Origin of the sequence: Pleomorphomonas sp. PLEO (assembly GCF_041320595.1) — a bacterium.
Taxonomy (GTDB): domain Bacteria; phylum Pseudomonadota; class Alphaproteobacteria; order Rhizobiales; family Pleomorphomonadaceae; genus Pleomorphomonas.
On the sequence record NZ_CP166625.1, the window covers coordinates 2,437,577 to 2,463,088 of the forward strand.

Genomic DNA, 25,512 nt, shown 5'->3' on the forward strand with positions numbered 1-25,512 from the left:
TAGCTTTCGGCGCAACGCGCTCGGCGTCACGAGGTCGAACCGTGGGCAGCGCTCTTTGGGTTGGCGGATGCCAGGAGCCACACCTGAAGCCAGATTTTGAATTCCAGCCCTTTTCGATTAGCGTTCGGTTTCCTCGATTTGACAGCCAAATCGCTCAAGGGACCTCAGAAATGACAAGTGATGCAACGGGCGCTCATCAGCTTGGGACGGCGACCGCGACGCCCCTTTCGCCTGACGAGGCGATCCTTGATCGCGTGCCCAATCCTCATCCCGATATCGATTATCTCGCTCGTTTTACCGCGCCGGAGTTTACCTCCCTTTGCCCTGTGACAGGGCAGCCGGATTTTGCTCACCTGGTGATCGATTATGTTCCCGATCAGTGGCTCGTCGAATCCAAGTCCCTGAAGCTGTTCCTGACGTCGTTTCGCAACCACGGTTCCTTTCATGAAGACTGCACCATCATGATTGCGCGCCGGCTGGTCGAACGCCTGGCGCCGCGCTGGCTCAGGATTGGCGGCTACTGGTATCCGAGGGGCGGGATCCCGATCGACGTCTTCTGGCAAACGGGCGCGCCACCTAGGGATCTTTGGCTTCCCGATCAGGGCGTCGCGACTTATCGCGGCCGTGGTTAGCGCGGTCTGGAAAGTCTACCGCGGCGGGCTCCAGATCGCTTTCTCCCGCAGGCTGTCCGCCTCGGCGCGGATCATCTCAAGGCCGACGCTGTCCAAACCCCGGTTCTGAGCGCGGGCGAGGCGGAAGTTGTGACCGATGCGCTCGGCCGTGGCGATGACGCCATCGGCGTCGCGCGCGTCGAACACCTGACGCGCCGTCTCGGCAAACAGCGTCAGCCAGCGCTGGAAGTGCTTGTCCTCGATGTCGCGGATCTGGAGGTGCGGCCTCATTGGTCGGCCTTCGTAACGGCCGGAGCGCAGCAGCACCGAAGACCAGAAAGCGCACATTTTTTCCAAATGTGCAGGCCACTCGTCTTTGTCGATCTCGCGACCGAAAATGGAGACAAGGTCCGGGTCGGCCATCACCTTGCCGTAGAAGCCGTGGACCAGCGCGTGGATGCTGTCCTCGTCGATCGATCCCATGGGAATGCCGCGTCGCGGCGCGTCGGTTTCGGTCATGGCGGTTCTGGGCGCTTCTGGGCGTCTCGCGCTGCCGGGCGGCGGGCGCTGTTGAATGCTAGGGTTTGTCAGATGTAGTCATTCGGCGCCACCAAGGCAAACGGCGGTAGCCGCCGCCGATCAGGGCTTGCCGTAGATCCGCATGAACGCCGCGACGGCGGTTTTAACTGACTCGTCCTTGTCGCGCGTCTCGGTGAGGCCAAAAAGAAGCGGTTCGGTGACGCCGGCTTCCAAAAGCCCCTTCAAGTGAAAGGCGGCCACCTCCGGCGAGGCGAGGTCCAGTTCGCCTGCGTTGGCTCGCGTTTGCAGAAACTCGGTGAGGTCGATGAGGCCGCGTTTGGGGCCAAGTTCGTAAACCTCTTTGCCCAGGGTGGTGCCCTGGCCTTCGCTCAACACGGTGCGCTGGATCGCCATGATTTCAGGCCGCGTGACAAGCGCCAGATAGATCCGGCCATAGCGGGCGAGAACCGTCGCGACGTCGCCCCGCGAGGCGAGAGACGATTGGAGTTCTTCGCCGGTTTCCTCCAGCGCGGAGATCACCACGGTGGCGAACAACTGCTCCTTGGAGTGGAAGTAGCCATAGAGCGTTGCCTTCGACCCACCGAGCCGGGCCGCGATCATCGTCATGCTGGCGCGCTGATAGCCGACTTCTTCGAAAACAGCCGTCGCAGCCGCGATGATGGCGTTCCGCTTCTCATCGGTTTTCGATCGCATACCACTCTCCCATTCGTGATCATCAACGTAGGTTTCGTGCTTGACGCCCGCAAGTGGTCTTTATAATTAAACCGTACCGTACGGTTATAAGGGTGCAGCATGCGTTCGAGGCTGGGTCAAAAGGGCTATTCCGTCAGCGTTCTGCTCTGTGTGTCGGCGCTTTATGGCGGTTGCGCCATGCTGCCGGAAAACGCTGCCATCTCCTCGGCAAAGCCGATGTCGGACTACGCGTCCGACAAGAGCCTCGCTTCCGCCAAAGACGCGGCCTGGCCGTCGGAGAACTGGTGGCAGGCCTATGGCGACCCGCAGCTTGCGACGCTGATCACCGAAGGCCTCAATGGCGCGTCCGATATGCGGATCGCCGCCGCGCGCGTGGCGCTGGCCTATGCCGGTGTTGGCGCCTCCCAGGCCTCGCTGATGCCGACCGTCGGTGCCTCGGTCAAGGCCGATAGCGAACGCCAGTCTTATAACTACCTGATCAGTAAGGACTTTGTTCCCAAGGGTTGGAAAGACGCGGGCGTAGGCACTCTGTCGTTCGATTGGGAAATCGACTTCTGGGGCAAGAATCGGGCGGCGCTGGCCGCCGCCAAGGGCAAAGCCGCCGCCGCCGAGGCGGAAGCCGCCGCCACCCGTCTTGCCCTTTCGACCGGCATCGCCGACGTCTATGGACGACTCGCCTCGCTCTATGCCGACCGCGATTCCGCTGTCAGTGCCATCAGCGTGCGCAAACAGACCCTGTCGCTGATGAGCGACCGCTACGGCAAGGGCCTCGAAAACGAGGGCGCGCTGGAACGTTCGCGCTCGGCGGAAGCCGGGTCGGAGGCGCAGCTCGCCGAGATCGATGAGGGAATCGGCCTTGCCAAGAACCAGCTCGCCGCGCTGCTCGGCGCCGGGCCGGATCGTGGCTTGTCCATCGCCCGGCCGAAGGTGCGGGGCGGCCGCTTCATCGGCGTTCCCTCAAGCCTGCCAATCGAATTCCTGGGGCGCCGCCCCGATATCCTGGCCGCCCGCTACACCGCCGAAGCCGCTTCCAAGGACATCGATGCCGCCAAGGCGTCCTACTATCCCAACGTCAATCTGGCGGCGATGATCGGCAAGCAGGCGCTCGGGCTCAACATGCTGACCGACTCCGGTTCGACGCTGGGTTCGATCGGGCCGGCCATTTCGTTGCCGATCTTCGATGGTGGCCGCCTGCGTGCCGGCGAGCGTTCCGCCGTGTCGCAACATGAAATCGCCGTTGCTACCTACGACCAGACGCTGACCGATGCCCTGCATCAGGTGGCCGACGCCGTGGTGAGCAAGCGCGAACTGACGCGGCAACTGGCGGAAACCCAGCGTTCGATGGCCGCCGCCGAAAAGGCATGGCGGGTTGTCAGCGATCGCTACAACGGCGGCCTTGCCACCTATCTGGAAGTGCTGACCGCCGAAGACGCCCTGATCACCGCCCGCCGGGCGACTGCCACTCTGCAGGCCCGTGCCTTTACCCTCGACATTGCAATGGTTCGCGCCCTCGGCGGCGGGTTCCGCAGCACGGAGAAGCAGTCGTGAACGACATGAGCAAGATCGATGCCGACGCCGACCACGTCACCCAGGCCGCGGTCAACCCCAAGAAGCGCGGTCCGCTGTTTTTCGGCCTGTTCGTCGCGGTGGCCGCCTGTGGTGGCGGCTACTATGCCTACGACACGCTCTACGCGTCCAAGCACGCGGTGACCGACAACGCCTATGTGGGCGCCGACGTGGCGTCGATCACGCCGCTGGTGGCCGCGCCGGTAACGGAAGTGCTCGTCGCCGACACCGAGATGGTGAGGAAGGGCGACGTTCTCGTTCGCCTCGATGACACCGACGCCAAGTTGGCCCTGGCGCTGGCCGAGGCAAACTACCAGAGCGCCATCCGCCGCGTGACCGCGCTGGTTGCCAACGACAAGGCGTATACCGCTCAGATCGCCGGTCGCGAGGCCGACCGGGCCCAGGCGGCGGCGCAGCTCGCCTCCGCCCAGGCCAACTTTGAAAAGGCCAAGATCGATCTCGATCGCCGCAAGACCCTGGCCGACAAGGGCTCGGTGTCGGGTGACGAGGTCACCGCCGTCGAGACGGCGCTCAAGACGACCGAGGCGAGCATGGCGTCCGCAGTGGCCGGCGCCGCCGGTGCCATCGCCGCCCGCGATGCAACCGCCGCTGCCAAGGAAGCCAACGCCGCCCTGATCTCCGGCGCCGGCATCGACGATAATCCGGAAGTGCTCGCCGCCCGGTCGACGCGCGATCAGGCCCAGGTCAATCTGGAACGCACGGTCATGCGGGCACCTGTCGATGGCGTCATCTCGCGCCGTCAGGTGCAGGTCGGCCAGCGCGTTCAACCCGGCATGACGCTGATGGTGGTGGTTCCGCTCCTGGATGCCTACGTCGACGCCAACTACAAGGAAGTGCAGCTCGCCCACGTCAAGGCTGGCCAGAAGGTGACGCTGGTCTCCGACCTCTACGGCAGCGACGTGCCGTTCACCGGCACGGTGATCGGCTTCTCCGGTGGAACCGGTGCCGCCTTCTCCTTGGTGCCGGCCCAGAACGCCACCGGCAACTGGATCAAGGTGGTGCAGCGCCTGCCGGTCCGCATCGCGCTCGATCCGGCCGAACTCAAGGCGCATCCGCTGCAGGTCGGCCTGTCGATGACCACTGACATCGCGATCGCCAACTGAACCGGCCTAAGCTCTCTCCCCACCGCGGTTGCCGAAGCAAAATCGCCAGGTTTTGCCGGAATTGCTTGAGGTGACACGATGACTGCGCCTGCATTGGAACACGCCGCGCCACTGACAGGCGCTCGCCTGCTGGTGGCCGCGCTTGCCATCGGTACCGGCAATTTTCTGGTGGTGCTGGATAGTACCATCGCAAATGTGTCGGTGCCGACCATTGCCGGCTCCCTGGGCGTCTCCACGTCCCAGGGGTCGTGGGTCATCACCTCCTACGCCGTGGCCGAGGCGATCACGGTGCCACTCACCGGCTGGCTCAGCCGGCGGTTCGGCGCCATGCGCGTCTTCCTCACCTGCTTTTTCGCCTTCGCCGCCATCTCGGTGCTTTGCGGCCTGTCGCAATCCATCGGCATGCTGATCGGCGGGCGCGTGTTGCTCGGCCTGTTCGGCGGACCGATCATGCCGCTGTCGCAGATGTTGCTGATGCGCATCTTCCCGCCCAAGCAGGCGACCATCGCCTCGATCATCTGGGCCATGACATCGCTGATCGGTCCGATCGTCGGCCCCATTCTCGGCGGTATCATCTGCGACGGCATCGGCTGGCAGTGGATCTTCTTCATGAAGGTACCGATCGCCATCGTCGGCGGCATCATCGTCTTCTTCACCACCAGGGGGCTGGCGGATCCGACCGGCAAAGCCACCATCGACAAGATCGGTCTGGCGCTTCTGGTCCTGTGGGTCGGCGCCTTGCAGATCATGCTGGACGAGGGACGCAATCACGACTGGTTCGCCGCCGACGAAATCAGGATCCTCGCGGTCGTCGCGGTGATCGGTTTCATTGCCTTCGTGATTTACGAACTGACCGAGGCACAGCCGATCGTCGACCTCAGGATCTTCCGTCATCGCGGTTTCACGGCGGCGGCCGTCACCTTTGCCGGCGGCTTCGGGGCCTTCTTCGCAGCTATCGTCATCCTGCCGCTCTGGCTGCAGCAGAATATGGGCTACACGGCCACCTGGGCCGGCTATGCCACCGGCATCATGGGCCTGTTGGCCATCATATCGGCGCCGATCGTCGGCAAGGCGACGGAGAAGTTTGATCCGCGCGCCATCCTGTCGATTGGCATTCTCGGCCTTGGCGCCATGACGGCCTGGCGCATGAGCTTCAATTCAGATGTGACGTTCACGCAGATGGCCTGGCCGACGCTGCTTACCGGGCCGTTCATGGTGATGTTCTTTGTGCCGGTGACCGGCCTCGCCATCGCCAGCGTCAGTCCGGAGGAACAGGCCAACGCCGCCGGCCTTTCCAATTTCATGCGCACGCTGGCCGGCGCCTTTGCCACCTCGCTGGTGCAAACCGGCTGGGCCAACTCGGCGCGCGTCAACCAGACCGAACTGGTCAGCGCCATGCACAACAGCGATCAGGTGATTGCCGGCATGGTGGCGGGCGGCAGCTCGCCCGAGGTCGCCGTCGCCAGTCTCACCCGCGTCGTCGAGCAGCAGAGCGTGCTGCTGGCGACGCTGGATATGTTCTCAGTGATAACCGTGGTATTTGTCTTTGCCGCCATGCTTCCGTGGCTGGCGCCCCGACCAAAGGGGCCGATCGACACCAGTGGAGCCCATTGATGGCGCAGGCCGATGCATCCGGCGAGCGAAAGTACCGCTACAAGCTTCGCCTGACGGTCGAGCAGACCGACATTTCCCGCCCCAGCTTCCTGGTGAACAAGCACAAGCTCTACGAGGCCGACTCGGTTCAGTCTCCGGAGATCAGGGCGCTGGCGAACTATTCCCGCGAACATCTGCAGCTGGCCGATAAAGATCGTTACGTCCTGGCCTTCTCGCTGATGACGGTGCGGCAGATGCTCGCCCAGGCAACCCACGCGTCGTCCAAGTTCGACGATCTCAAGGCGTGCCTGGACAGCATCGAGCGAGATATGACCGCGGGCGATGTGAAAGCCTGATTTTTGGCTCGGGTTGAACCAATCCGAGCCATAAGGTCCTGTCCAAGAGCGGCATCCAGGCCAATTCACATCCGAGCGGATGGGCTCCTCATTTCTGCGGACTGCCACCTGTCGGGCGATCGGCGGGGCGACCGGCTGTTGGCTCTCGCCCGGTCTTGTTGCCCTGGCGCTTCAGTTCGCGGTCGATGACCTCGCGCGAACCTTCGGCCGGGTCCTGCTCGGGGTGTTCGGTGTCCTTGGTGTTGTCGTCCATGACGGCCTCCTTGTGATCCCAGACATGGGGATCGATAGGGATGTCCGGGGCTGGGCCGGCTCTGCCGGCCACCAGGGACAACCGTTCACCGGGCCGATCGTTCCCTCACGTTTCTTTGCGGCATCACTGATCTGAAGGGCGTCCTCGCGCGTATTGACATGAGACAACGGAGGTCGTCATGCCCAACGCCATCGCCATCTACGCGGCCGGACTGATCAGCTTTCTCGCCCTCGACGCCATCTGGCTCGGCACCATGGTGCCACGTCTCTACAAGCCGGCGATGGGTGACCTCGTCGCCGATCCCTTTCAGCCGGTGCCGGCGGTCATCTTCTACCTGATCTATGCCGCCGGCCTCGCCTATTTCGCCATCCAGCCGGCGCTCGCGTCGGGCAAATGGTCGACGGCACTGATATCAGGCGCCGCGCTGGGCTTTGTCGCCTACGCGACCTACGACCTCACCAATCAGGCGACCGTTCGCGCCTGGCCGATGGTGATCACTGTCGTCGATCTCGCCTGGGGAACGGTGGCCAGCGGTCTTGCCGCGCTGATCAGCTATCTGGTGCTGTCGCGCTGGTTGTCCTGACCTATCTTGGGAGGCCAGGGAAAGAAGGGCGAGACGCGCGCCTGATAAGCGCGGAACGGCTCGCCCCGGCTTTCCAGCATGTGGCGTTCGAGCGGCGGAATGCCCGACACGTGCACCAGCAGCCAGTAGATGGAGATCGGTGCGACGAGAACGAGGGCGGTCTGCCAATGCAGGCCGTTGATGCCGATCACGGCGATGCCCACCCAGAACAGCCACTCGAAGAAATAATTGGGGTGGCGCGACCAGCCCCATAGCCCCCGATCGCAGACCTCGCCCGGCCGATCGCGCCGGAAGGCGGCGAGGGTGCGGTCGGAATGCCACTCGCCAATGAGCGCCAGCAGGACGACGGCGGCGGCGCAAGCGTCCTGCCAGCCGAGTGGGCCAACGCGCGCGGCGGCGGCAGCGGCCGCCAGCGCCAGCAGCCAACCGGCTATGGCCTGCATTTGCAGGAAGAGGAACAGGCGGCGTGGCGCGGTCTCTCCCCATTGACGACGAAGGGCGGCATAGCGCGGGTCATCGACACCGGCGCCCAGCGTGCGGCCGACGAGATGCCGACTAAGGCGAACCGCCCAGACGGCGATCATCAAGGCAACGATCAGCGGACGTTCGATAGGACCCGGCAGAAGAAGGATCATCACCAGCGCTGCGATGCCGGTCGCCAGCGCCCAGATGCCGTCGATGAAGCCAGAGCGGCGAGTGCGTTCGGCGATGAGCGACGCCGCCGCCATGGCCACCATCAGGATCACGAGCGACAGACCGGCGCCGATCAGCATGGCTATAGTCCTATCAATGCCGTTGCCATGCGGGCGATCAGGCCGTGCGGCCTCAGCCGCCCCTCGATCGATGCAAGGCAGATGCAGGTCTCATCGCCGGTCACCACCGGCGTATGGTGAGTGTCGTCGTCCTCCTCGGCCAGATCACCGGCGGCAACCCGCCCGTGCTCGTCGGCGAAGGCGCCCCGCAGCACCAGCGTCAACTCTTCCCCGGAATGACCATGGGTCGGTATGCGCTGTCCGGCGGCGATCTTCAGCAGAACCAGGCTGATGCGACGATCCTCGGGGACGTCGAGGCGGGCGAAGGCCATGCCCGGCCCCATCCAGCGCCAGCCGGAGGTTGCTCGCTCGGCGATCGGGGCGGGCAGATCGATACCGAGATTATGCACCGGTCGCCGCCTCGATGGCGCGGGGGCGGGGCGTTTTTCGTCGAGCCGAGCCAGCGTCCGTTCGAACAGGCGGGCGTCGAGTTCGGCGGGCGACAGGCGTTCGATGAGCGCCCCACCAAGGGCCAGCATGTCGCGATGAGCGGCGGCGCAGCTGTCGCAGAGCGCGAGATGGCTCTCCACCACCAGCGCGGCGCTGGGTGATAGCGATCCGGCCGCGAAGCGGGCGAGCAGTTCGGGGCTTGGGTGGCGGCTGGCAATCATGACGACTCGTCGAGCATTTGGCGCAGGCGATTCATGGCGAGGCGGATGCGCGACTTGACGGTGCCGAGCGGGATGCCAAGCGCTGACGCGATTTCGCTCTGCGGCGATTGGGAGAAGAAGGACAGGGCGATGACGTCCGCCTGTTCGGTCGGCAGTCTGTCGAGGGCGCGGCGCACCCGTGTTTCGTCCTCGCGGGTGATGATTTCGCCTTCGGCCGACGGGCTGGGGTCGACGTCGCTGGGTGGCAGATCATCGTCGCGAAGGCGGCGGGCGACCCGGCGGCGGCGATCGATGCCGAGATTGCGCGAGATGGTGAAGATCCAAGTGGAAACGGCGCCGGATTTGGCGTCGAACTGCCCAGCCTTGCGCCAGACGGCCAGCATGGTGTCCTGGATCAGGTCGTCGCAGTCGCTGGCGCCGAAGCCCTGCCGGCTGAGGAAAGTCTTGAGGCGCGGCGCGTAGTGGGAAAATAGCCGGGCAAAGGCCTGCCGGTCGCCGGCCTCCGCGATGGCCGCCACAAGGCGCGCGGCTTCCTCGCCATCGAGCGGCTGCGTCTTGGCATCTGCCGGTCTCATGGAACTGACCGCCGTTTCAACGGTTGCCCTGAGAAGAAATGAATTTGCCCGTCCACGTCTCATGCCTTTTCTACGCGTCGCCCGCGGCGATGGATCACTCGTGGTTCACTTCCGATAAAATTCGTCTCCAGGCAGGTGATCTCTCGCAGTGGGAGCATCGTAAAATGGATCGTACAGCAAATTCAGGGACAAGCGGGTGTTCACATGGTCGAAGAGACAAGAGTCGACAAACGGCTCGAGATCGCGGTCGTTGGATCAGGCATCGCCGGCCTGTCGGCGGCCTGGCTGCTTGCCAGCCGCCACGACGTGACGGTCTATGAGGTAGACCGCCGGCTGGGCGGCCACAGCAATACCGTGCTGGCCCCGACCGAGGGCGCCTCCATCCCGGTCGATACCGGCTTCATCGTCTACAACGAGCCGACATATCCCAACCTCACGGCGATGTTTCGCCATCTCGGCGTCGAGACGGAGGCGACCGAAATGTCGTTCGCGGTGTCGATCGACGACGGCCGTCTGGAATACGCCGGCTCCGATCTTGCCGGCCTGTTCGCCCAGCCTGTCAATATTCTGCGGCCACGCTTCTACGCCATGATCGCCGATCTCCTGCGGTTCTACCGGCGTGCGCCGCGCGATGTCGACCAGCTCGACGGGATGACGCTCGCCGCCTATCTCGATGCCAACGGTTATGGCCGCGCCTTCCGCGAGGATCATCTCTATCCGATGGCGGCGGCCATCTGGTCGACGCCCGCCGCCGACGTCGGCGCCTACCCGGCCGAGGCCTTCATCCGCTTCTGCGACAACCATGGCCTGCTAAAGCTGCGCGACCGACCGCAATGGCGAACGGTGAAGGGCGGCAGCCGCGCTTATGTGTCGCGGCTGTCCGAACCGCTCACCGGACGGATGATGATCGGCCGCGACGTGAAGATCGTCGAGCGCTCGGCCGCCGGCGTGGTGATCGAGGATGGAGCGAGCCAGCGTCGGTTCGACAAGGTGCTCCTCGCCTGCCATGCCGATCAGGCATTGGCGGTCGTCAAAGCGCCCACCGAGGTGGAGCGTCGCGTTCTCGGCGCCTTCCGCTACAGCCGCAACCTTGCCGTTCTGCATGGCGATCCGCGCCTGATGCCGCGCCGCCGCGCCGCCTGGTCGGCCTGGAACTATCTGGCGACCAGCGACCACTCGTCCGGCCCGTCGGTCACCTACTGGATGAACCGGTTGCAGCATATCGACCCCTCGGTACCGCTGTTCGTGACGCTCAACCCGCTCGTTGAGCCGAGCCCCGACCGGATCTACTGCCAGTTCGACTACGAGCATCCGTTGTTCGACCAGCCGGCCATCGAGGCGCAGAGGCAACTGTGGACGATCCAGGGTGTCGGCAACGTCTGGTACGCCGGCGCCTATTTCGGGGCCGGTTTCCACGAGGACGGCTTGCAAGCGGGCCTTGCCGCCGCCGAGGCGATGGGCGGCGTACGCCGGCCATGGTCGGTTGAGAGCGAATCCGGCCGCATCCATTTGGGTCCTGGCATTTGGGGCGAGGCGGCAGCATGACCTCAGCCCTCTACGCCGGCCAGGTCTTTCATCGACGGCTTCGCCCGGCGCCGCATAGCCTCAAATACGGCGTCTACATGCTGCATGCCGATCTCCGTCGGCTAGGCGATCTCGGCCGGGCTTGCCGCTTCCTGTCGGTCAACCGCTGGAATATTCTGTCCTTCCACGAAGCCGACCACGGGCCGGCCGGGGAGGGCGCTCTTGCCGCGCGCATCCGGAGTCTTGCTCTCGAGCATCGCCTCGAATGGGATGGCGCCGGCCTGACGCTGATCGCCATGCCACGCCTTCTCGGCTTCGTGTTCAATCCGTTCAGCGTCTATTTCTGCCGCAACGCCGACGGTCGGCTGGCGGCGCTGATCTACGAGGTCCGCAACACCTTCGGCGGCATGCACCACTATGCCGCCAACGTCGGGCTTGATACGGCCGGCACCATCCATCATTCGGCGACCAAGGATTTCTACGTCTCGCCCTTCCTGCCGATGGCGATGCACTACCGCTTCCACGTCAAGCCGCCGGCCGAGCGCTTCACCGTCGCCATCGAGGATCACGATGGCGAGGGCCTGATGCTCTCCGCCTCGATGGCCCTGAGGCGCGAAGACCTCACCGATCGCGCCATCGCCCGTCTGCTCGTCCGCTTCCCGTTGATGACGCTGAAGGTGGTGGCCGGCATCCACTGGGAGGCGCTGAAGCTGTGGCTGAAGCGCGTCCCCTTCCATCCCCGCCCCGGTGGCGGTCCCAAAGGCTTCAATCCCACGGAAAGGTCTTCCGGATGACGTCACTCTCCACGCTCGCCCCGTCGATCGTCAGCCTGGCGTTACCGACCCCGCTGCGCGTCGCCTTCGTCAAGCGCATGCTTGGCAAGGTCGAGCGCGGGCGTCTGTCGGTCGTGCTGCCCGACGGCACCTGTCTTACCGCGGTCGGGCATCTGCCTGGGGCGACGGCCGAACTCAGGATCCTGCGCTGGCGGGCGGTCGGGCGTTTGCTGACCGGCGGCGATGTCGGCTTTGCCGAGTCCTATGTCGACGGCGATTGGGATACGCCCGATCTCGTCGCGTTCGTCACGCTGTGCGCCGACAATCTCGATACCTTGGTCAAGGTTGCCGAGGCGTCGCTGCCGGTGCGGCTGACCCAGCGCCTGTTGATGCTGATGCGCCGCAATTCCAAGAGCGGCAGCCGGCGCAACATCATGGCTCACTACGACCTCGGCAATGCCTTCTATGCCGAGTGGCTCGATCGGGAGATGATCTATTCCTCGGCGCTCTACGAGCAGGGCGACGATCTCGAAGCCGCCCAGAGGCGCAAGTTTCAGCGCATCGCCGACATGCTCCAGCTCGACGGCGGCCAATCGGTGCTGGAGATCGGCTGCGGCTGGGGCGGGCTTGCCGCCTATCTCGTCGGTGCCGGTGCTCAGTCGGTCGAGGGTATCACGCTGTCGCCGGCCCAACTGGCCATCGGTCAGGATAGGGTGCAGGAGCGCGGCCTTGCCGAGTGCGTGTCGCTGGAGTTGCGCGACTATCGCGACGTGCAAGGGCAATACGACCGCATCGTGTCGATCGAAATGTTCGAGGCGGTGGGCGAGGCCTATTGGCGCGGCTATTTCGACAAGCTGCGTGAGGCGTTGACGCCGGGTGGCCGGGCCGTGGTGCAGGTGATCACCATCGCCGACGACCGCTTCGAGCATTACCGCAGCCATCCCGACATGATCCAGACCATGGTGTTTCCCGGCGGCATGCTGCCCAGCAAGGCGGTGTTCGCCGAAGTGGCCGAAGAGGCGGGCTTTGCCTTGCGCGACAGGCTGGATTTCGGCCTCTCCTACGCCAGGACACTCGCCGACTGGCGGCACCGCTTCGAGGCGGCATGGCCTAGGATCGCCGACCTTGGCCATTCCGCCGCCTTCAAGCGCCTGTGGTCCTATTACCTCGCCTATTGCGAGGCGGGTTTCCGGACTGGGCGGATCGACGTCAGCCTCTACGCGCTGGAGCCGGTCAGCGTGCCGAAGTAAGCGCCGAGACGGAAGCATCGCTTGCCGATATCGGTCGCAATTTGTATATGTACTTGCATATGCAAAGGGGGCGGTATGTCCAAGCTGCGCCACCAGGAACCAGCTTCGCCTCGCGAGGCCAAGCTGTTTCGCAACAACAAGAGCCAAGCCGTACGCATCCCGGCCGATTTCGAGCTGCCGGGTGATCGGGTCATGATCCACCGCGACGGTGACCGGTTGATCCTCGAACCGATGCCGCGCAAGAGCCTGTTGGACGTGTTGGCCGGGCTTCAGCCGCTTGCCGATGCCGACCGGTTCCCGGAGATCGATGCCACGCTACTGCCGGTCAAGGATATCGACCTGTGATCTACATGCTCGACACCAACATCGTGTCCGAGCTTGCCCGCAACCCGCAGGGCGTTGTGACCGAACGCATCGCGGCGGTGGGGCCGGACGCGATCTGCGTCAGCATCATCACGGCGGCGGAGCTGCGTTATGGCTGCGCCAAGAAAGGTTCAGCCAAGCTCACGGCCCAGATCGAAGCAATCCTCGGCGGCTTGCAAGTGGCGGCGCTCGACGTGCCTGTTGACGCCGAATACGGTGCCGTCCGCGCCCAGTTCGAACAAGCTGGCCGCCCCATCGGCCCCAACGACCTGCTGATCGCCGCCCATGCGCTGACGCTCGGCGCCGTGCTGGTGACGGCCAATGTCGGCGAGTTCTCTCGGGTTGAGGGGCTCAAAGTCGAAAACTGGTTGGGGTCGGGCGAGAGCCTCTGAATGAATTGCGCGTCCGCTTTACGGACAGCCAAATTCGGCGGCGGCGGCCACGAGCGTTGGACGAAGGGCAATCGAGCAAACGGGCGGTGCGCCGGTCTGTTGCAACAGGATGCGCTCACCGGCGATACGGCCGATCTCGTGGGGGTCTTGATTGATGGAGGCGATATAGGCGCCGCTGAGCAACGGGATCTCATTGAGATCGAAGCCGGCGATGGCGATGTCGTTCTTGCGTTCGGGCAGCATGTCGCCAAGCGCCTTGATGACGCCGACGGCCATCAGGTTGTTGGTGACGAAAATCGCATCGAACGCCACACCCGATTGAATGATGCGCTGCATCGCCCGGTAGCCGCCATCCAGGCGATTGTTGCCGCGCTCTATTCTCACGACTTCGATCGGTGGGTTTGCCTTGGCGGAACTGAGAAATCCGTCCAGACGGGCCTGACTTGTCGGATTTTCAGGGCCGACCACGCAAGCCACAGCCTTGGAGCCCTCTGCGAGCAGATGTTGTGCGGCAAGCTGTCCACCCGCCGTGTTGTCGGTCAGGATGGTGTCAAAGGCGCCGTTCGGCACGGCCCGGTCGACCACCACCACCGGAATGCCGGCACCGACAATCCGCTGGAGATCGGTGGTGTCGGAGGAGGGGGCGATCACCACGCCGCCGACCCGTTCGGCCAGCGCCACTTCCAGATAGCGGCGTTCCTTCTCCGGATCGTCGTCGGAGCTGCCGATGAACACGCAGGTGTCGCGGGGCTGGCATATTTCCTCCACACCGCGGGCAAGTCGGGTGAAGAAGGTGTTTTCGAAATCCGGGACGATCAGGGCCCAAAGGTGCGACGTCGATTTTCGCATGCGTTGCGCGGTGCGGCTCGGCGTGTAGTTGAGCCTGGAAACCGTCGCCTGGACGCGCTCCACCAGATCCTCGCGGACCTTGAGACCGTTGAGAACGCGCGACACCGTTGCAACCGATACGCCGGCATGGCGGGCTACGTCGTAGATTGTGGCGGTCACGCCCTCACCCCAGCGATCGAGATCAACGATCGACCGGCCCCATCAAGGCCGGTCGATTCTATTTCTACAAGAACCGGCGCTAAATTTCACGCGCCGCCCACTTGCACATCCGCTCCCACAGAAGGCCGTAATTCTCCCATTCGTGGAGATTTCCGCACCAGTGATAGACGGGGTCGGTGGTGTAGGCGATCGACCGGCCCTTGCCGAACTCGGCCACGGCCATGAATACGTCGCCGCGCACCTTCATCAGGACGTCCGCCTCGGGTTTGGCCTCGACCTGATTATAGCCGAGGATGACGCGTTCGGGGTCGAACGTGACGTCCTTCAGGATCGGATGGTCGGTGACGAGCACGTCGAGCTTGGCGCCATCGGGCGTTTCGATGCGATCGTCGATACCACGCTGGATGAGCACCGGCAGGACCTTCTCGATCGGCGTGCCGCCCCAGATGCCCTTGCCTTCAATTCCCGAGAAGGTGGTGTAGCCGCCGGCCATGATCAGGCCGCCGCCGTTCTCCACCCACTTGCGGAAGTTGCCCACCCGGTCCGGGCCCATGGGAACGATGCGCTCCCGGTTGCCGGGCAGAAGCGCGAAGTTGTTGTAGCCGACATCGCTGAGGATGATCACGTCCCATTGCGCGAACTGCTCCGGCGTCATCGGAAAATCAGCCCGGATCTTGTCGGCCGGCATGTGGGTGAGCGCAATTCCCGGACGTGGTGCGAGCGCCTCGCGCAGAACTCTTGCCGAGTCTCGATAGTAGTTGTGGATGAAAGTGTCCATGCCTTTCGCCGTGATCAGCGTTTCGGCTTGGGTATCTCCACAGTACAGGACGCGAACTACCATTATATACTCTCCTCTGCGCGACGGTATGCCCGATCAGTTGCTTGGCTGATTGAAGCGCAGACCGTCATTGACTGTGATCTTGTCGAGGCCGTTGGCCTCCATCCCCCAGGCGGCCAGGATCTTGCCGTAGCTGCCCTCGGCCTTCATCTCGGTGAGCGCGGCCTGGACCGCGTCGCGAAGGGCCGTGGAGGTCTTCTTGAACGGCATGGCGTTGTAGCCGCTGCCGTATTGCTCGAAGGACAGAACTTCGAGGTTGGCCGCATCCGGCGAAGTCTTGATGATGTAGGCGGCGACGCCGTACTGGTACATGGAGGCGTCGGCGCGTTGCGTGCGCACCTGAAGCAGGGCCTGGTTGATGTCGGGGAACACCTGGATCTTGATCGGCTTATCGCCGCACTTCTCGTTCTGCTTTTCGACCAGCCCCTGCATGACGGAGCCTTGGAGAACGGCGGCGCTCTTGCCGCAGAGGTCGGCGATGGTCTTGATGCCGAGCGGATTGCCCTTCGCCACGACGATGGCATTGCCGTCGGTGGAATAGTCGACGAAGTCGACCTTCTGCTCGCGGGCCGGCGTATCGCCCATGGAGGTGATCGCCAGATCGAAGCGTCCCGCCTCGATGGAGGCGATGATGCCGGGGAATTTGACGGTCGACCATTCCGCCTTGAGCCCCAGCTTGGCGGCGATGGCGTTGCCGAGGTCAACGTCCGAGCCGGTCAGCGTCGAGCCGTCGGCCTGGTAGAACGTGTAGGGAGGCGCGCTCGGATCGGTGACGATCTTCAGCGTTCCGCCCCGTAGATCGGCAGGCAGTTTCTCGGCGAGGGCCGGAGAGGCTTCGACGGATAGAGTCTCGCCGGTCGGGCCGATTTTCAAGTCTTCGGCCAGTGCCGTGTAGGTGCTGCTCATCAAAACGACGAAGGATGCAAGTGCGGCGGCCGAGTATTTCAGTGCTGGCATTTTCGTTCTCCTCTGGTTTTGTTGGACCCTGCGTAGACAGGCCTATTGGCGGCCTTTTTTATTTCTTGGTATTCGCGATCGTCTTTGGATCGCGATCACGCCGATAGGGCGGGACGATCGGCGGAGAAATGCGCCTTGATGTAGCTGGCATCGCCGCCATCGATGAGATCGGCGATGGCAACGCCGACGGCGGGCGCCATCTTGTAGCCGTGGCCGGAGAAGCCGGCGGCAATGACGATCCGCTCACTTGCCGGGTGGTGATCGATGATCGGATGGTCGTCGGTGGTGAAGCCGTCGAGATAGACGCCGGACCGGGCCGGCTCCGGATCGACGCCTTCAAGCAGTGTCTGGGCAACCTTGCGCATGATGGCCGTGTCGGCGTGACTGACGGTTCGAATGACCTCGTCAGGGTTGATGTTGCTCAGGAAATTGACCGGCGGCATAATCTTGATCGTCCAGCCGTCCATCGACGGAAAGCCTGAGTAATCGATTTCTGAAGTGCGCCGAAGACAGACCGGGAAGCGGTCCGGCAGGTAGGCTCTGACATCGTCGACGCCGAACCAGGTTCCCACCAGCCGCCGGGCGATGAAGCGCGGCGACGGCACGGAAATCGCCCGGGTGCCCCAGGCGCCGCAAGTGACCACCGCCGCGTCGAAACGCCGGGTCGTGCCGTCCACGGTAATGTCGACGCCGTCGGCGACCGGCTCGATGCGCTCGACCTCGCATCCTTCGGTGAGGGTGGCGCCCGCCGCCTTGGCTGCCTTGACCGCCGCCCGAACGCCCAACTCGGGACGAAGCAGGGCGCCGTCGATGTCGAACAGCGCGAACTCGCCGCCGGACAGCCGGTGCTGCGGGAAGCGGTGATGCAGTTCCGCCTCGTCGAGAACCTCGTGGCGAACATCGTGTTGGCGGGCGCCTTCAATGGTGCCGAGGAGCCAGTCGGCGTCCCGATCGCCGATGTAGAGGCACCCGGTGGGATAATGGAATTTGCGGTCCGATCCGGCCTGCAATTCCTTCCACAGCTCCAGCGACTGCTTGAGCAGGGGGATGTACTGTTGGCCCTCCCGGTAGGCGAGGCGGAAGATCCTGGATTCGGCGCCATGGGCGCTCATGTCGTGGGGAACGCCCATGCGGTCGAAACCCGCCACCTGGTATCCCCGTTTGGCCAGCTGCCACAGCGCCATGCTGCCCATGGCGCCAACTCCAACGACTGCGATGCTCTTGGAGGCCATTCTTCGCCACTCCAAACGAAAGAGGATTCACTTGATTTTCGACAGAAAGGCTTTGGTTCTCGGCTCGGTTGGGTTGGCGAGCAGCTCGCCCGAGACGCCCTGCTCGACGATGGCGCCACCGTCCATGAACACGACGCGGTCGCTGACTTCGCGGGCAAAGCCGATTTCATGGGTGACCACCACCATGGTCATCCCTGACTGCGCGAGGCCGGTCATCACCGACAGCACCTCGTGGACGAGTTCGGGATCGAGCGCCGAGGTTGGCTCGTCGAACAGCAACACCTTGGGTTCCATCGCCACGGCGCGGGCGATGGCGACGCGCTGCTGCTGTCCGCCGGACAGCTGCGAGGGACGATGATGGATGAAGCGTTCGAGACCGACGGACGCCAGCACCGATCGCGCGATCTCCCGGGCCTTGAGGCGCGGCATCCGCTTGACCAAGCGCAGTGCCAAGGCAACGTTGTCCTCGGCGGTCAGGTTGGAAAACAGATTGAAGCGCTGGAATACCATGCCGATGGCCGCCCGCTGCCGGGCGAACACCGCTGCCGGTACTTCCCAGAGCACGCCGTCGATCTCCTGGCAGGCGACACGCTCGCCATCGACCCAGACGCCGCCCAGATCGGGCGTTTCGAGGAAGTTGAGGCAGCGCAGGAACGTGCTCTTGCCCGAGCCTGAGGGACCGATGATGCAGACGACCTCGCCCCGTTTGACCTCGAGGGAAACCCCTTTGAGAACCAGATGCTCTCCGAAAGACTTGGTGATGTCGCGGGCACGCAGCATGACGGGGGCGTCGACCGTACGGGCGGTGATGGCGGGAGCCAGCGCGTTCATGGCAGTTCTCCCACGACACGTCGGATGGCCCGGTCGTCCCCGAAGCGGCGCTCCAGCCAGAACTGGATGCCCGAGGCAATGGTGGTCAGCGCCAGGTACCAGAGCGAAGCGACGATCAAGAGCTCGATAACCTGGAAATTGCGAGCGTAAATGTCCTCGCTCTTGGTCAGCAGCTCCTGGGCGCCGATGACCGAGACCAGGGATGTGTTCTTCAGCATGCCGATGGTCTGGTTGGCGGTCGGTGGAATGATCACCTTCAATGCCTGGGGCAGGATGATGTGCGCCATCACCTGTCCGCCCCCGAGGCCGACGCTCTGGGCGGCCTCACGCTGCCCCTTGTCGACCGAGCTGATGCCGGCGCGGACGATTTCCGACATGTAAGCGGCTTCGTTGAGGCCCAGCCCCAACAGTGCGGCCATGAAGGGCGTCACCAGCATATTGACCGAGATCGACCAGCCACCGAAGCCGACGGTGGGGAACACCAGCGCGATGTTGAACCAGAAGATCAGCTGCACCAGCAGCGGCGTGCCTCGGAACATCCAGACGTAGAGCATCGAAGCGGCCGAGACCGCCGGATAACGCGAGACGGCCATGACCGCCAGAGCGACGCCGAGCAGGACGCCGACGATCATCGACAGCGCCGTCAGTTCCAGCGTCATCACCAGCCCGGACAGGATCGCCGGGTGGAGGAGGAACGCCCAGATGATCGTCCAGTTGAAGGCGCCGCTGGTCATGATGTAGGCGGCCAGTGCGGCGACTGCGAAAACAACGATCGAAGTGATGCCGATACGCTTGCCACGACCGAGGGCTCGAGGCTTTCCGGAGAGATAATCTTGGGCGCCGCTGACGGTGGAGGGAGACGCGTTTGTCATGTGTACCCCGCTCAGATATCGATTTCAGAGTACGTGAAATCGATATCTTGTCAACTGCGATTCGTTCGCATTTTCACTTAGGCGGCATTGGGGGGCGTGAAGGCGCCCCGCGTGGCGGTCCATGATGGATGGCCGTCTTGCGTGTGCAGGCTGGCCCCAACTCGAAGCCATTGAAATGCGTAGCCGGTTCGCCGTCGGGCAGGCCCGTCACGCGCGCGTCAGCCAGCTTTGCCGGTGGAGATCAAGAGGCAGGGGGGCGGGGAGCTGCCGGGTCAGGGCACGGCGATCGGCATTCGAGGCGCCGGACTTGAGTTCGGCGAGGAGATGGCGGCGTTCGCTGCTTGCGAGGCCGCGGGCCAAGCGGGACGGCGCCCCGTCGGCCACGCCAGGTTATTTCCGCCGGTCGCGTAAGGTCGCCGCGACTTCAACACGGCGACCTTACGCGACCGGGCTAGTTCATACCGTCTGTTTCTTGCCGAACAGCCGGCGGATGACGCCGAGGAAATCGTCGATGAAGGTGAAGATAACGGGGATGACGATCAGGCTGAGTATGGTCGAAGTGATCACCCCGCCGATGACGACGATGGCCATCGGCTGACGGAAGCTGGGGTCGCTGCCGCCCAGGCTGAGGGCCGCTGGCGCCATGCCGGCGGCCATGGCGATGGTCGTCATGACAATGGGGCGGGCTCGCTTGTGGCAGGCGTCGACCAGGGCTTCGATCCGGTCCAGGCCTCCGCGTCGGGAGACGATCGCATATTCCACCAGCAGGATGGAGTTCTTGGTCACGACACCCATGAGAAGGAGCAGGCCGATGACCGCCGCCATCGAGAAGCTCGTGTCGGTGAGGAGGAGGGGCAGAAGCGCACCGCCAAGCGCCAAGGGCAGCGCCATCAGGATGGTGACGGGCTGGAGGAAGTCGTGGAACAGAAGCACCAGCACCGCGTAGACGCAGAAGATGCCGATGGCCATCGCCGTGCCGAAGCTGGTGAACAGTTCGGACATGCGCTGGAGTTCGCCCTGCTCGACGAGATGAACGCCGGTGGGAAGGTTGCGCATGACCGGAAGCGCCTTGGCCTCGGTGTTCACCTCGCCCAATGTCCGCCCGTTGAGCTCGACGGTGAGCGTGACATTGCGCGACCGATCGATACGGTCGATTTCCGCCGGGCTGCCGCCGATGTGGATAGCAGCGATGGAGCCGAGCGTTACTTTACCGTTGGTTCCGGCGATGCGGATTTGGGAAATCGACTGGAGATCGGTTTTCGTCTTGGGCGCGAAGCGGACGCGGATCGATATCTGCCGCTGCGGCAGATTGAGCTTGGACATCGAGGTCGAATAGTCGCCGTTGGTGGCGACGCGCACTGCCTTTGCGATCGCCTCCGAGGTGATGCCGAGCTTGGCGGCGCGAGCGAAATCGGGAACGATCTGCACTTCCGGCGCCTGCTGGGAGGCGCTGGAGGTCACGGCGCCGATGCCCTTGAGGCCTCGTAACTCGGTTTCCAGTTCGGTCGCCGCCTGGTCGAGAACGCTGGAATCGTCGCTGGCCAGCGTCAGCTCAAGCTTGGTGCCGCTGCCGCCGCTGCCCACTTCGATCTGCACGCCAGGTACCTGTTTCAGTGCGCGCCGCACTTCGTCTTCGACCTGTGCTTGAGTGAGTTTGCGTTTGCTGAGGGGCGTGAGGTCGATCGTCAGCGTTGCCGAAGTCACATCGGAGGTCGACGAGGAATCCGGGCCGCCGCCACTTGAGGCGGTGCCGACCGCGACGAAGACCTGCCGGACCTCGGCGACACTGGACACAAGGTCGGCGGCGAGCATGGCGACCTTATCGGTTTGTTCGAGCCGGCTGCCGGGAGGTAGGGTCAGCGTGACCTTGGTCTGCGCGTCGTCGGACGCCGTCATAAACCCGGTCTTGAGCAGCGGAATGGCGCTGAACGACAGAGCCACGAACAAGGCGACGCCAAGCATGGTGATAAAACGAAAACGCAGGCAGGCCTTCACAAGGCGGAGATAGGTGTGCATCACCCATCCGGTTTTCTCGGTCTCCGCCGTGGGCTTGAGCGTGTAGGCGGCCATCATTGGCGTCAGAAAGCGCGCAACCAACAGCGAGGCCAGGACGGCCACCGAGGCGGTAATACCAAATTGCCGGAAGATCAGGCCGGGGATGCCGCTCATGAAGGCGGTCGGCAAGAAGACCGCGACCAGCGTGAAGGTGGTGGCGATCACCGCCATGCCGATTTCGTCGGCTGCTTCCATTGCCGCGTCAAAGGGCTTCTTGCCCATGCGCAAGTGACGAGAGATGTTTTCGATCTCGACGATGGCGTCGTCGACCAAAATGCCCACCACCAGCGACAGCGACAGCAGCGACACCGTGTTCAGGCTGTAGCCGAAGAAATACATCGCCAGGAAGGTCGGGATGATCGACAGCGGCAAGGCGACGGCCGACAATATCGTCGCACGCCAGTCGCGCAGGAAGGCGAAGACGACGATGACGGCCAGGATGGCGCCTTCGTAGAGCATCTCCATGGAACTGTCGTAGTTGGAGATGATCGGCGTCACCGTCGTGTAGGCGGGGGTGAGCGATATCTCCGGATGCGCCTTTGCAAAGTCGGCGATCACCGAGCCGAGGTCATTGTTGACGCCGTAGTCGCTATAGCCGTTCGATCTATAGACCTCGACCGCGATCACCGGCTGGCCATCGAAATAGGCAAGCGAGCTCCGATCGGAGAAACTGTCGCTGACCGTTGCGATCTGGTCGAGCCGTACCTGCTTGCCGTTGGCTAAGGGTATCGGAAGAGCGGCGATTTCCTGAACCGAAGCGACCGCGCCGAGCGTACGGATGGTCTGGCGCAAGCCGCCGATCTCGCCGCGTCCGCCGGAGGAATTGACCTGGACCGACTTCAACTGGTCGGAAATGTCGGACGCCGTCACCCCGAGCGAGGCCGCGATCACCGGATCGAGGTCGACATGGACTTCGCGGTCGATGCCACCCACCCGTTTGACGTCGCCGACGCCGTGCACGGCGAGCAGCGCCTTCTTGAAATCGTTGTCGATGAGCCAGGAAAGTTCCGTCTCGTTCAGTTTCGACGACTTTACAGCGTAGACCAAGAGAGGCGAGTTCTGGACCGTCACCTTGGAAACGCTCGGCGTCTCCATGGACGCGGGCAGGTCGGTGACGCTGTCGACGGCGTTTCGGACCTCGTTGAGGGCTTCTTCGCCGTCCTTTTCAAGTTGGAAGGACACGCTGATCGAGACGGAGCCGTCGGTGATCGTGGTGGTGATGTGGTCGAGCTTGCTGAGCGAGGCGAGTTCGTCCTCGATCTTGCGCGCCACTTCCGTCTCAAGCTGGGCTGGCGCCGCGCTTTCCAGGGACGCCGAGATCTTGACCGTCGGCAGGTCCATGTCGGGGAACTTCTGGACGGCCAGCCGGTCGAAGGCCAACAACCCGCAGGCGGTCAGCAGGATAAACAGTAGGATGGGCGGAACAGGGTTGCGGATCGACCAGGCGGAGATATTCATTTGCCGCTGTTCTCCACGTCGACCTCAACGCCGTCCGAGAGGAAAGCGCCGCCCGACTCGATCACGTTGGCGTCGGCCGCGAGACCCGAGACGATCTCGACGCGATCCTGCTGCCGACGTCCAATCTCGACCAGGATCCGGTTCGCCTTGCGATTGCCATCGACCGTGAAGACGTAATTGAGCCCGTCGCGGAAGACGAGCGCGGTCTCCGGCACGGTTAGGGCGGGGGTCGTCGCGAGATCGATGCCGCCAGAAGCGAACAGGCCAACCCGGGCGATATTGTCGACCGGCAGCTCCACGTAGATGACCGAGCGTCCCGTGTCGGTGTCGACGGTTGGCGACACCAGCCGGACGCGCCCTTCGATCTTCGTGCCGTTGGGTACGTCGATGTGGGCGCCGAGGCCGGCGTGAACGTTGAGAAGATCGCGTGCTGCGACCTCGGCCTGCCACTCCACCCGCTGCTGCCTGATGAGACGGAACAGCTCGGTTCCCGAGGAAACCACGGCACCCAGCGTTGCCGATCGCGAGGAGATCATTCCGTCGTCAACGGCCCGGATGACCGTCTGAGAGAGTTTGATCTGTTCGCTATCCAACGCCGCCTTCTCGGAGTCCAGAGTCGCCTGGGCCGTCTGTTCGGTGATGATGTATTCGTTGATCTGCTGGGCCGACAGCGCGCCGGTGCCGGTTACCTGGCGCGCCCGATCGGCGTCGGTCTTGGCTTTGGCGAGATCGGCGGTGGCCTTGGCCACGGCCGCCTCCTGCTTATGCAGATCGGCCAGAACCGCGTCCTGGGACAGATGTGCGAGTTCCTGGCCCTTGGTGACGACGCTTCCTACATCCACCAGAACGTCGGTAATCCGGTAGCCACCGATTTCGGCTTCGATCTGTGCTTCATGCCAGGCCTTGAGCCAACCGCTGGCCGGCACCGATTCCGCCCACTGCATGACCTGAGGCTGCACCGTGCGCACGGTGAGGGCGCTGCTCGAAGCGGTGGTGTCGGCCTGCTGGGCGTTTGCGGCGGGCAGAAGACCACAAGCCGCGATCGAGACGAGCAACGTGGAAACAAGGACGCGCGGGTTCATTCGGATGTTCCTTGAGACTCGGATGGCACGGCAGCCAAGGTGATGGGAGACTTTTGCCAACCACCGCCGAGCGCCTTGTAGAGCGCGATCCAGTAGCGCACGGCGTCCCGCCTCACCTCGATCAGCGTCACTTCGGCCGACAGGGCGTCGCGCCGCGCCGATTCTCGATCGAGAAGGCTTGTTCCGCCGGCGCGCCAGTTGTCGTCGATGGCCTTGAAATAGGTTCGGTAATTGCTGGCGGCGCTCGCGCTGTCGCCAATGCGGCGGGTGGTGGAGTCCACCCGCACCATCGCCGTTTCCACGTCGTCGACGGCGGAGAGAACGCCGGACTTGTAGCTGGCGACCGCCGAGCGATAGGCGGCTTCGGCGCTCTTGACGGCGGCGCGGCGGGAGCCGCCATCGAACAGCGGAATGGACACCGACGGGCCGAACGACCACGGAATGGATTGGCCGGTCAGGGTGGAATGGCTGATCGTCAGGTCGCCCGACAGAGACAGGCTTGGATAGAGGTCCGCCTTCGCATAGCCGACCTCATACAGAGTGGCTGCCATCTCCCGCTCGTAGCTGGCGACGTCGGGCCGCTGGCGCAGAAGATCGGCGGGAACGCTGGTCACCTGGATGTGGGGTGGGGTGGGAATGCGTCCGGTCTGCGAGCCGAGGATCTTGCGCACCTTGGTTTCGTCGACCGCGGCGAGTTCGGACAGCGTCTTGACCAGAACGTCGCATTCGGCCTGTTGCGAGATCAGCGTCGACGAGGAGCTGGCCGCGCTGGCACGGGCGAGGGCAAGGTCGGACGTGGATTTGAACCCCGATTCCGTCGAGGTCTGCGTGGCGGAAATTGTCTCCCGCTGAGACTGGAGCTCTTGCCGATAGGCCTGCTCGAGAAGGCGGCAGCCGCGGTATTGGACATAGTCGTCGGCGATTTCCGCCGCCAGCGAAACGCGGGCGTCGTGCCAATCGGCGACCTTTTCCTCGATACGGGCATGGTCAGCCGAGGCTTGCGCGCGCGTCTTGCCAAAAAGATCGATCTCCCAGGAGGAGTCGAGACCGCCGCTGCTCGTATTCGACGCCGCTATCTTGTTTTCGGCCGAGCCGCTGGTGCCGCTACGCTCGAACGATCCACTGCCGGTCAGAGACGGAAGCAAGCCGGAGCGTGTCGAGGCTTCGGTCGCCCTTGCCTTGTCGATCGCCGCCACAGCCGATTCAAGGCTCGGGCTGTTAGCCTCGGCCACCGCCATCAACTCGGTCAGTGCCGGATCTTTGAAGCTTCCCCACCAGGCGACCAGGTTAGCGGTCTTTCCCTGGTGGGGAAGTGTTGCATGCCAATTTGCGGACAGGTCCAATTTGGGCGGCTCGGCCATTGGCAGATTTGCGCAGCCTGCGACGAGGGCAGCCGAGGTCAGCCAGGCGAGCTCGATTTTCATTTGGTTCATTCCCGATAAGGTCGCGACGAACCGATAGCAGGGCGTATGTTAAGTGCGGTAAGGGCAAGGAAAAGATATGTAAAGTTTGCGACCGGCGGCCGCGAAGCAGCTATTGTCGCTGAGAAATATGATACGC

At 63.9% G+C, this 25,512-nt stretch carries 26 protein-coding genes; 11 read left to right on the forward strand and 15 right to left on the reverse strand.

Going from position 1 to position 25,512, the window contains the following annotated elements:
* Positions 1 to 170 precede the first annotated feature (170 nt).
* Entirely contained in the window at positions 171 to 632 is a 462-nt protein-coding gene (gene queF, locus AB6N07_RS11300) for a preQ(1) synthase (RefSeq protein WP_370678220.1), read from the forward strand.
* Between the two features lie 15 nt (positions 633 to 647).
* Here queF and AB6N07_RS11305 read toward each other — a convergent pair whose 3' ends face one another.
* Entirely contained in the window at positions 648 to 1,130 is a 483-nt protein-coding gene (locus AB6N07_RS11305) for a group III truncated hemoglobin (RefSeq protein ID WP_370677906.1), read from the reverse strand.
* Positions 1,131 to 1,250: 120 nt separating this feature from the next.
* On the reverse strand, positions 1,251 to 1,844 hold the full coding sequence (locus AB6N07_RS11310) for a TetR/AcrR family transcriptional regulator C-terminal domain-containing protein (RefSeq protein WP_370677907.1): 594 nt from the start codon (positions 1,842 to 1,844) through the stop codon (positions 1,251 to 1,253).
* Positions 1,845 to 1,943: 99 nt separating this feature from the next.
* Between AB6N07_RS11310 and AB6N07_RS11315 the strand changes: the two genes are divergently transcribed.
* The 4 genes from AB6N07_RS11315 (at position 1,944) to AB6N07_RS11330 (ending at position 6,483) form a co-directional block, all read left to right on the forward strand.
* Positions 1,944 to 3,392, forward strand: coding sequence for an efflux transporter outer membrane subunit (locus tag AB6N07_RS11315; protein ID WP_370677908.1), 1,449 nt, complete (start codon positions 1,944 to 1,946; stop codon positions 3,390 to 3,392).
* A gap of 5 nt (positions 3,393 to 3,397) precedes the next feature.
* Positions 3,398 to 4,534: an HlyD family efflux transporter periplasmic adaptor subunit gene (locus tag AB6N07_RS11320; RefSeq protein WP_370678221.1), complete on the forward strand. Its 1,137-nt coding sequence runs from the start codon at positions 3,398 to 3,400 to the stop codon at positions 4,532 to 4,534.
* Between the two features lie 78 nt (positions 4,535 to 4,612).
* On the forward strand, positions 4,613 to 6,148 hold the full coding sequence (locus tag AB6N07_RS11325; RefSeq protein WP_370677909.1) for a DHA2 family efflux MFS transporter permease subunit: 1,536 nt from the start codon (positions 4,613 to 4,615) through the stop codon (positions 6,146 to 6,148).
* Positions 6,148 to 6,483, forward strand: a complete 336-nt coding sequence (locus AB6N07_RS11330) for a hypothetical protein (protein ID WP_370677910.1) — start codon at positions 6,148 to 6,150, stop codon at positions 6,481 to 6,483. The genes AB6N07_RS11325 and AB6N07_RS11330 overlap by 1 nt, the downstream gene beginning before the upstream one ends.
* Positions 6,484 to 6,571: 88 nt before the next feature.
* Here AB6N07_RS11330 and AB6N07_RS11335 read toward each other — a convergent pair whose 3' ends face one another.
* Positions 6,572 to 6,736 carry a hypothetical protein gene (locus AB6N07_RS11335; protein WP_370677911.1) on the reverse strand — a complete coding sequence of 55 codons (165 nt, stop codon included), beginning with the start codon at positions 6,734 to 6,736 and terminating at the stop codon, positions 6,572 to 6,574.
* Positions 6,737 to 6,914: 178 nt separating this feature from the next.
* On the opposite strand from AB6N07_RS11335, the gene AB6N07_RS11340 reads away from it, so the two are divergent.
* Positions 6,915 to 7,319 carry a DUF2177 family protein gene (locus AB6N07_RS11340; protein WP_370677912.1) on the forward strand — a complete coding sequence of 135 codons (405 nt, stop codon included), beginning with the start codon at positions 6,915 to 6,917 and terminating at the stop codon, positions 7,317 to 7,319.
* On the opposite strand, the gene AB6N07_RS11345 is transcribed toward AB6N07_RS11340, so the two are convergent.
* From AB6N07_RS11345 to AB6N07_RS11355, 3 genes are read right to left on the reverse strand one after another with little or no spacing between them, the layout of a single operon-like run.
* Entirely contained in the window at positions 7,289 to 8,092 is an 804-nt protein-coding gene (locus tag AB6N07_RS11345) for a DUF1295 domain-containing protein (protein ID WP_370677913.1), read from the reverse strand. The genes AB6N07_RS11340 and AB6N07_RS11345 overlap by 31 nt on opposite strands.
* A 2-nt stretch (positions 8,093 to 8,094) precedes the next feature.
* Entirely contained in the window at positions 8,095 to 8,742 is a 648-nt protein-coding gene (locus AB6N07_RS11350; RefSeq protein ID WP_370677914.1) for a ChrR family anti-sigma-E factor, read from the reverse strand.
* Positions 8,739 to 9,317, reverse strand: coding sequence for a sigma-70 family RNA polymerase sigma factor (locus AB6N07_RS11355; RefSeq protein ID WP_370677915.1), 579 nt, complete (start codon positions 9,315 to 9,317; stop codon positions 8,739 to 8,741). The genes AB6N07_RS11350 and AB6N07_RS11355 overlap by 4 nt, the downstream gene beginning before the upstream one ends.
* Positions 9,318 to 9,521: 204 nt before the next feature.
* Here AB6N07_RS11355 and AB6N07_RS11360 point away from each other — a divergent pair, with 204 nt between their 5' ends.
* The 5 genes from AB6N07_RS11360 (at position 9,522) to AB6N07_RS11380 (ending at position 13,619) form a co-directional block, all read left to right on the forward strand.
* On the forward strand, positions 9,522 to 10,862 hold the full coding sequence (locus tag AB6N07_RS11360; protein ID WP_370677916.1) for an NAD(P)/FAD-dependent oxidoreductase: 1,341 nt from the start codon (positions 9,522 to 9,524) through the stop codon (positions 10,860 to 10,862).
* Positions 10,859 to 11,635: a DUF1365 domain-containing protein gene (locus AB6N07_RS11365; RefSeq protein WP_370677917.1), complete on the forward strand. Its 777-nt coding sequence runs from the start codon at positions 10,859 to 10,861 to the stop codon at positions 11,633 to 11,635. Before AB6N07_RS11360 ends, AB6N07_RS11365 begins: the two co-directional genes overlap by 4 nt.
* On the forward strand, positions 11,632 to 12,864 hold the full coding sequence (locus AB6N07_RS11370) for a class I SAM-dependent methyltransferase (protein WP_370677918.1): 1,233 nt from the start codon (positions 11,632 to 11,634) through the stop codon (positions 12,862 to 12,864). The genes AB6N07_RS11365 and AB6N07_RS11370 overlap by 4 nt, the downstream gene beginning before the upstream one ends.
* A gap of 75 nt (positions 12,865 to 12,939) precedes the next feature.
* Positions 12,940 to 13,209, forward strand: coding sequence for an antitoxin (locus AB6N07_RS11375; RefSeq protein WP_370677919.1), 270 nt, complete (start codon positions 12,940 to 12,942; stop codon positions 13,207 to 13,209).
* A gap of 5 nt (positions 13,210 to 13,214) precedes the next feature.
* Complete coding sequence (locus tag AB6N07_RS11380) at positions 13,215 to 13,619, forward strand: type II toxin-antitoxin system VapC family toxin (protein ID WP_370678222.1); 405 nt, start codon at positions 13,215 to 13,217, stop codon at positions 13,617 to 13,619.
* 18 nt (positions 13,620 to 13,637) lie between these two features.
* Here the strand turns inward: AB6N07_RS11380 and AB6N07_RS11385 are convergent, their stop codons facing one another.
* The 9 genes from AB6N07_RS11385 to AB6N07_RS11425 all read right to left on the reverse strand — a co-directional run bounded on the left by AB6N07_RS11385 (position 13,638) and on the right by AB6N07_RS11425 (position 25,376).
* Positions 13,638 to 14,627 (reverse strand): LacI family DNA-binding transcriptional regulator, encoded by a 990-nt coding sequence (locus AB6N07_RS11385; RefSeq protein ID WP_370677920.1) that lies wholly within the window; start codon positions 14,625 to 14,627, stop codon positions 13,638 to 13,640.
* 79 nt (positions 14,628 to 14,706) lie between these two features.
* Complete coding sequence (locus AB6N07_RS11390; RefSeq protein ID WP_370677921.1) at positions 14,707 to 15,468, reverse strand: glutamine amidotransferase; 762 nt, start codon at positions 15,466 to 15,468, stop codon at positions 14,707 to 14,709.
* A 33-nt stretch (positions 15,469 to 15,501) separates the two neighbouring features.
* On the reverse strand, positions 15,502 to 16,422 hold the full coding sequence (locus AB6N07_RS11395; RefSeq protein WP_370677922.1) for an ABC transporter substrate-binding protein: 921 nt from the start codon (positions 16,420 to 16,422) through the stop codon (positions 15,502 to 15,504).
* 95 nt (positions 16,423 to 16,517) lie between these two features.
* Complete coding sequence (gene solA, locus AB6N07_RS11400) at positions 16,518 to 17,654, reverse strand: N-methyl-L-tryptophan oxidase (protein ID WP_370677923.1); 1,137 nt, start codon at positions 17,652 to 17,654, stop codon at positions 16,518 to 16,520.
* Positions 17,655 to 17,681: 27 nt separating this feature from the next.
* Positions 17,682 to 18,485 carry an amino acid ABC transporter ATP-binding protein gene (locus AB6N07_RS11405; RefSeq protein ID WP_370677924.1) on the reverse strand — a complete coding sequence of 268 codons (804 nt, stop codon included), beginning with the start codon at positions 18,483 to 18,485 and terminating at the stop codon, positions 17,682 to 17,684.
* Positions 18,482 to 19,357 (reverse strand): amino acid ABC transporter permease, encoded by an 876-nt coding sequence (locus AB6N07_RS11410; protein WP_370677925.1) that lies wholly within the window; start codon positions 19,355 to 19,357, stop codon positions 18,482 to 18,484. Before AB6N07_RS11410 ends, AB6N07_RS11405 begins: the two co-directional genes overlap by 4 nt.
* Before the next feature lie 456 nt (positions 19,358 to 19,813).
* Positions 19,814 to 22,870, reverse strand: a complete 3,057-nt coding sequence (locus AB6N07_RS11415) for an efflux RND transporter permease subunit (RefSeq protein ID WP_370677926.1) — start codon at positions 22,868 to 22,870, stop codon at positions 19,814 to 19,816.
* On the reverse strand, positions 22,867 to 23,952 hold the full coding sequence (locus AB6N07_RS11420) for an efflux RND transporter periplasmic adaptor subunit (RefSeq protein ID WP_370677927.1): 1,086 nt from the start codon (positions 23,950 to 23,952) through the stop codon (positions 22,867 to 22,869). Before AB6N07_RS11420 ends, AB6N07_RS11415 begins: the two co-directional genes overlap by 4 nt.
* On the reverse strand, positions 23,949 to 25,376 hold the full coding sequence (locus AB6N07_RS11425) for an efflux transporter outer membrane subunit (RefSeq protein ID WP_370677928.1): 1,428 nt from the start codon (positions 25,374 to 25,376) through the stop codon (positions 23,949 to 23,951). The genes AB6N07_RS11420 and AB6N07_RS11425 overlap by 4 nt, the downstream gene beginning before the upstream one ends.
* Positions 25,377 to 25,512: the final 136 nt, after the last annotated feature.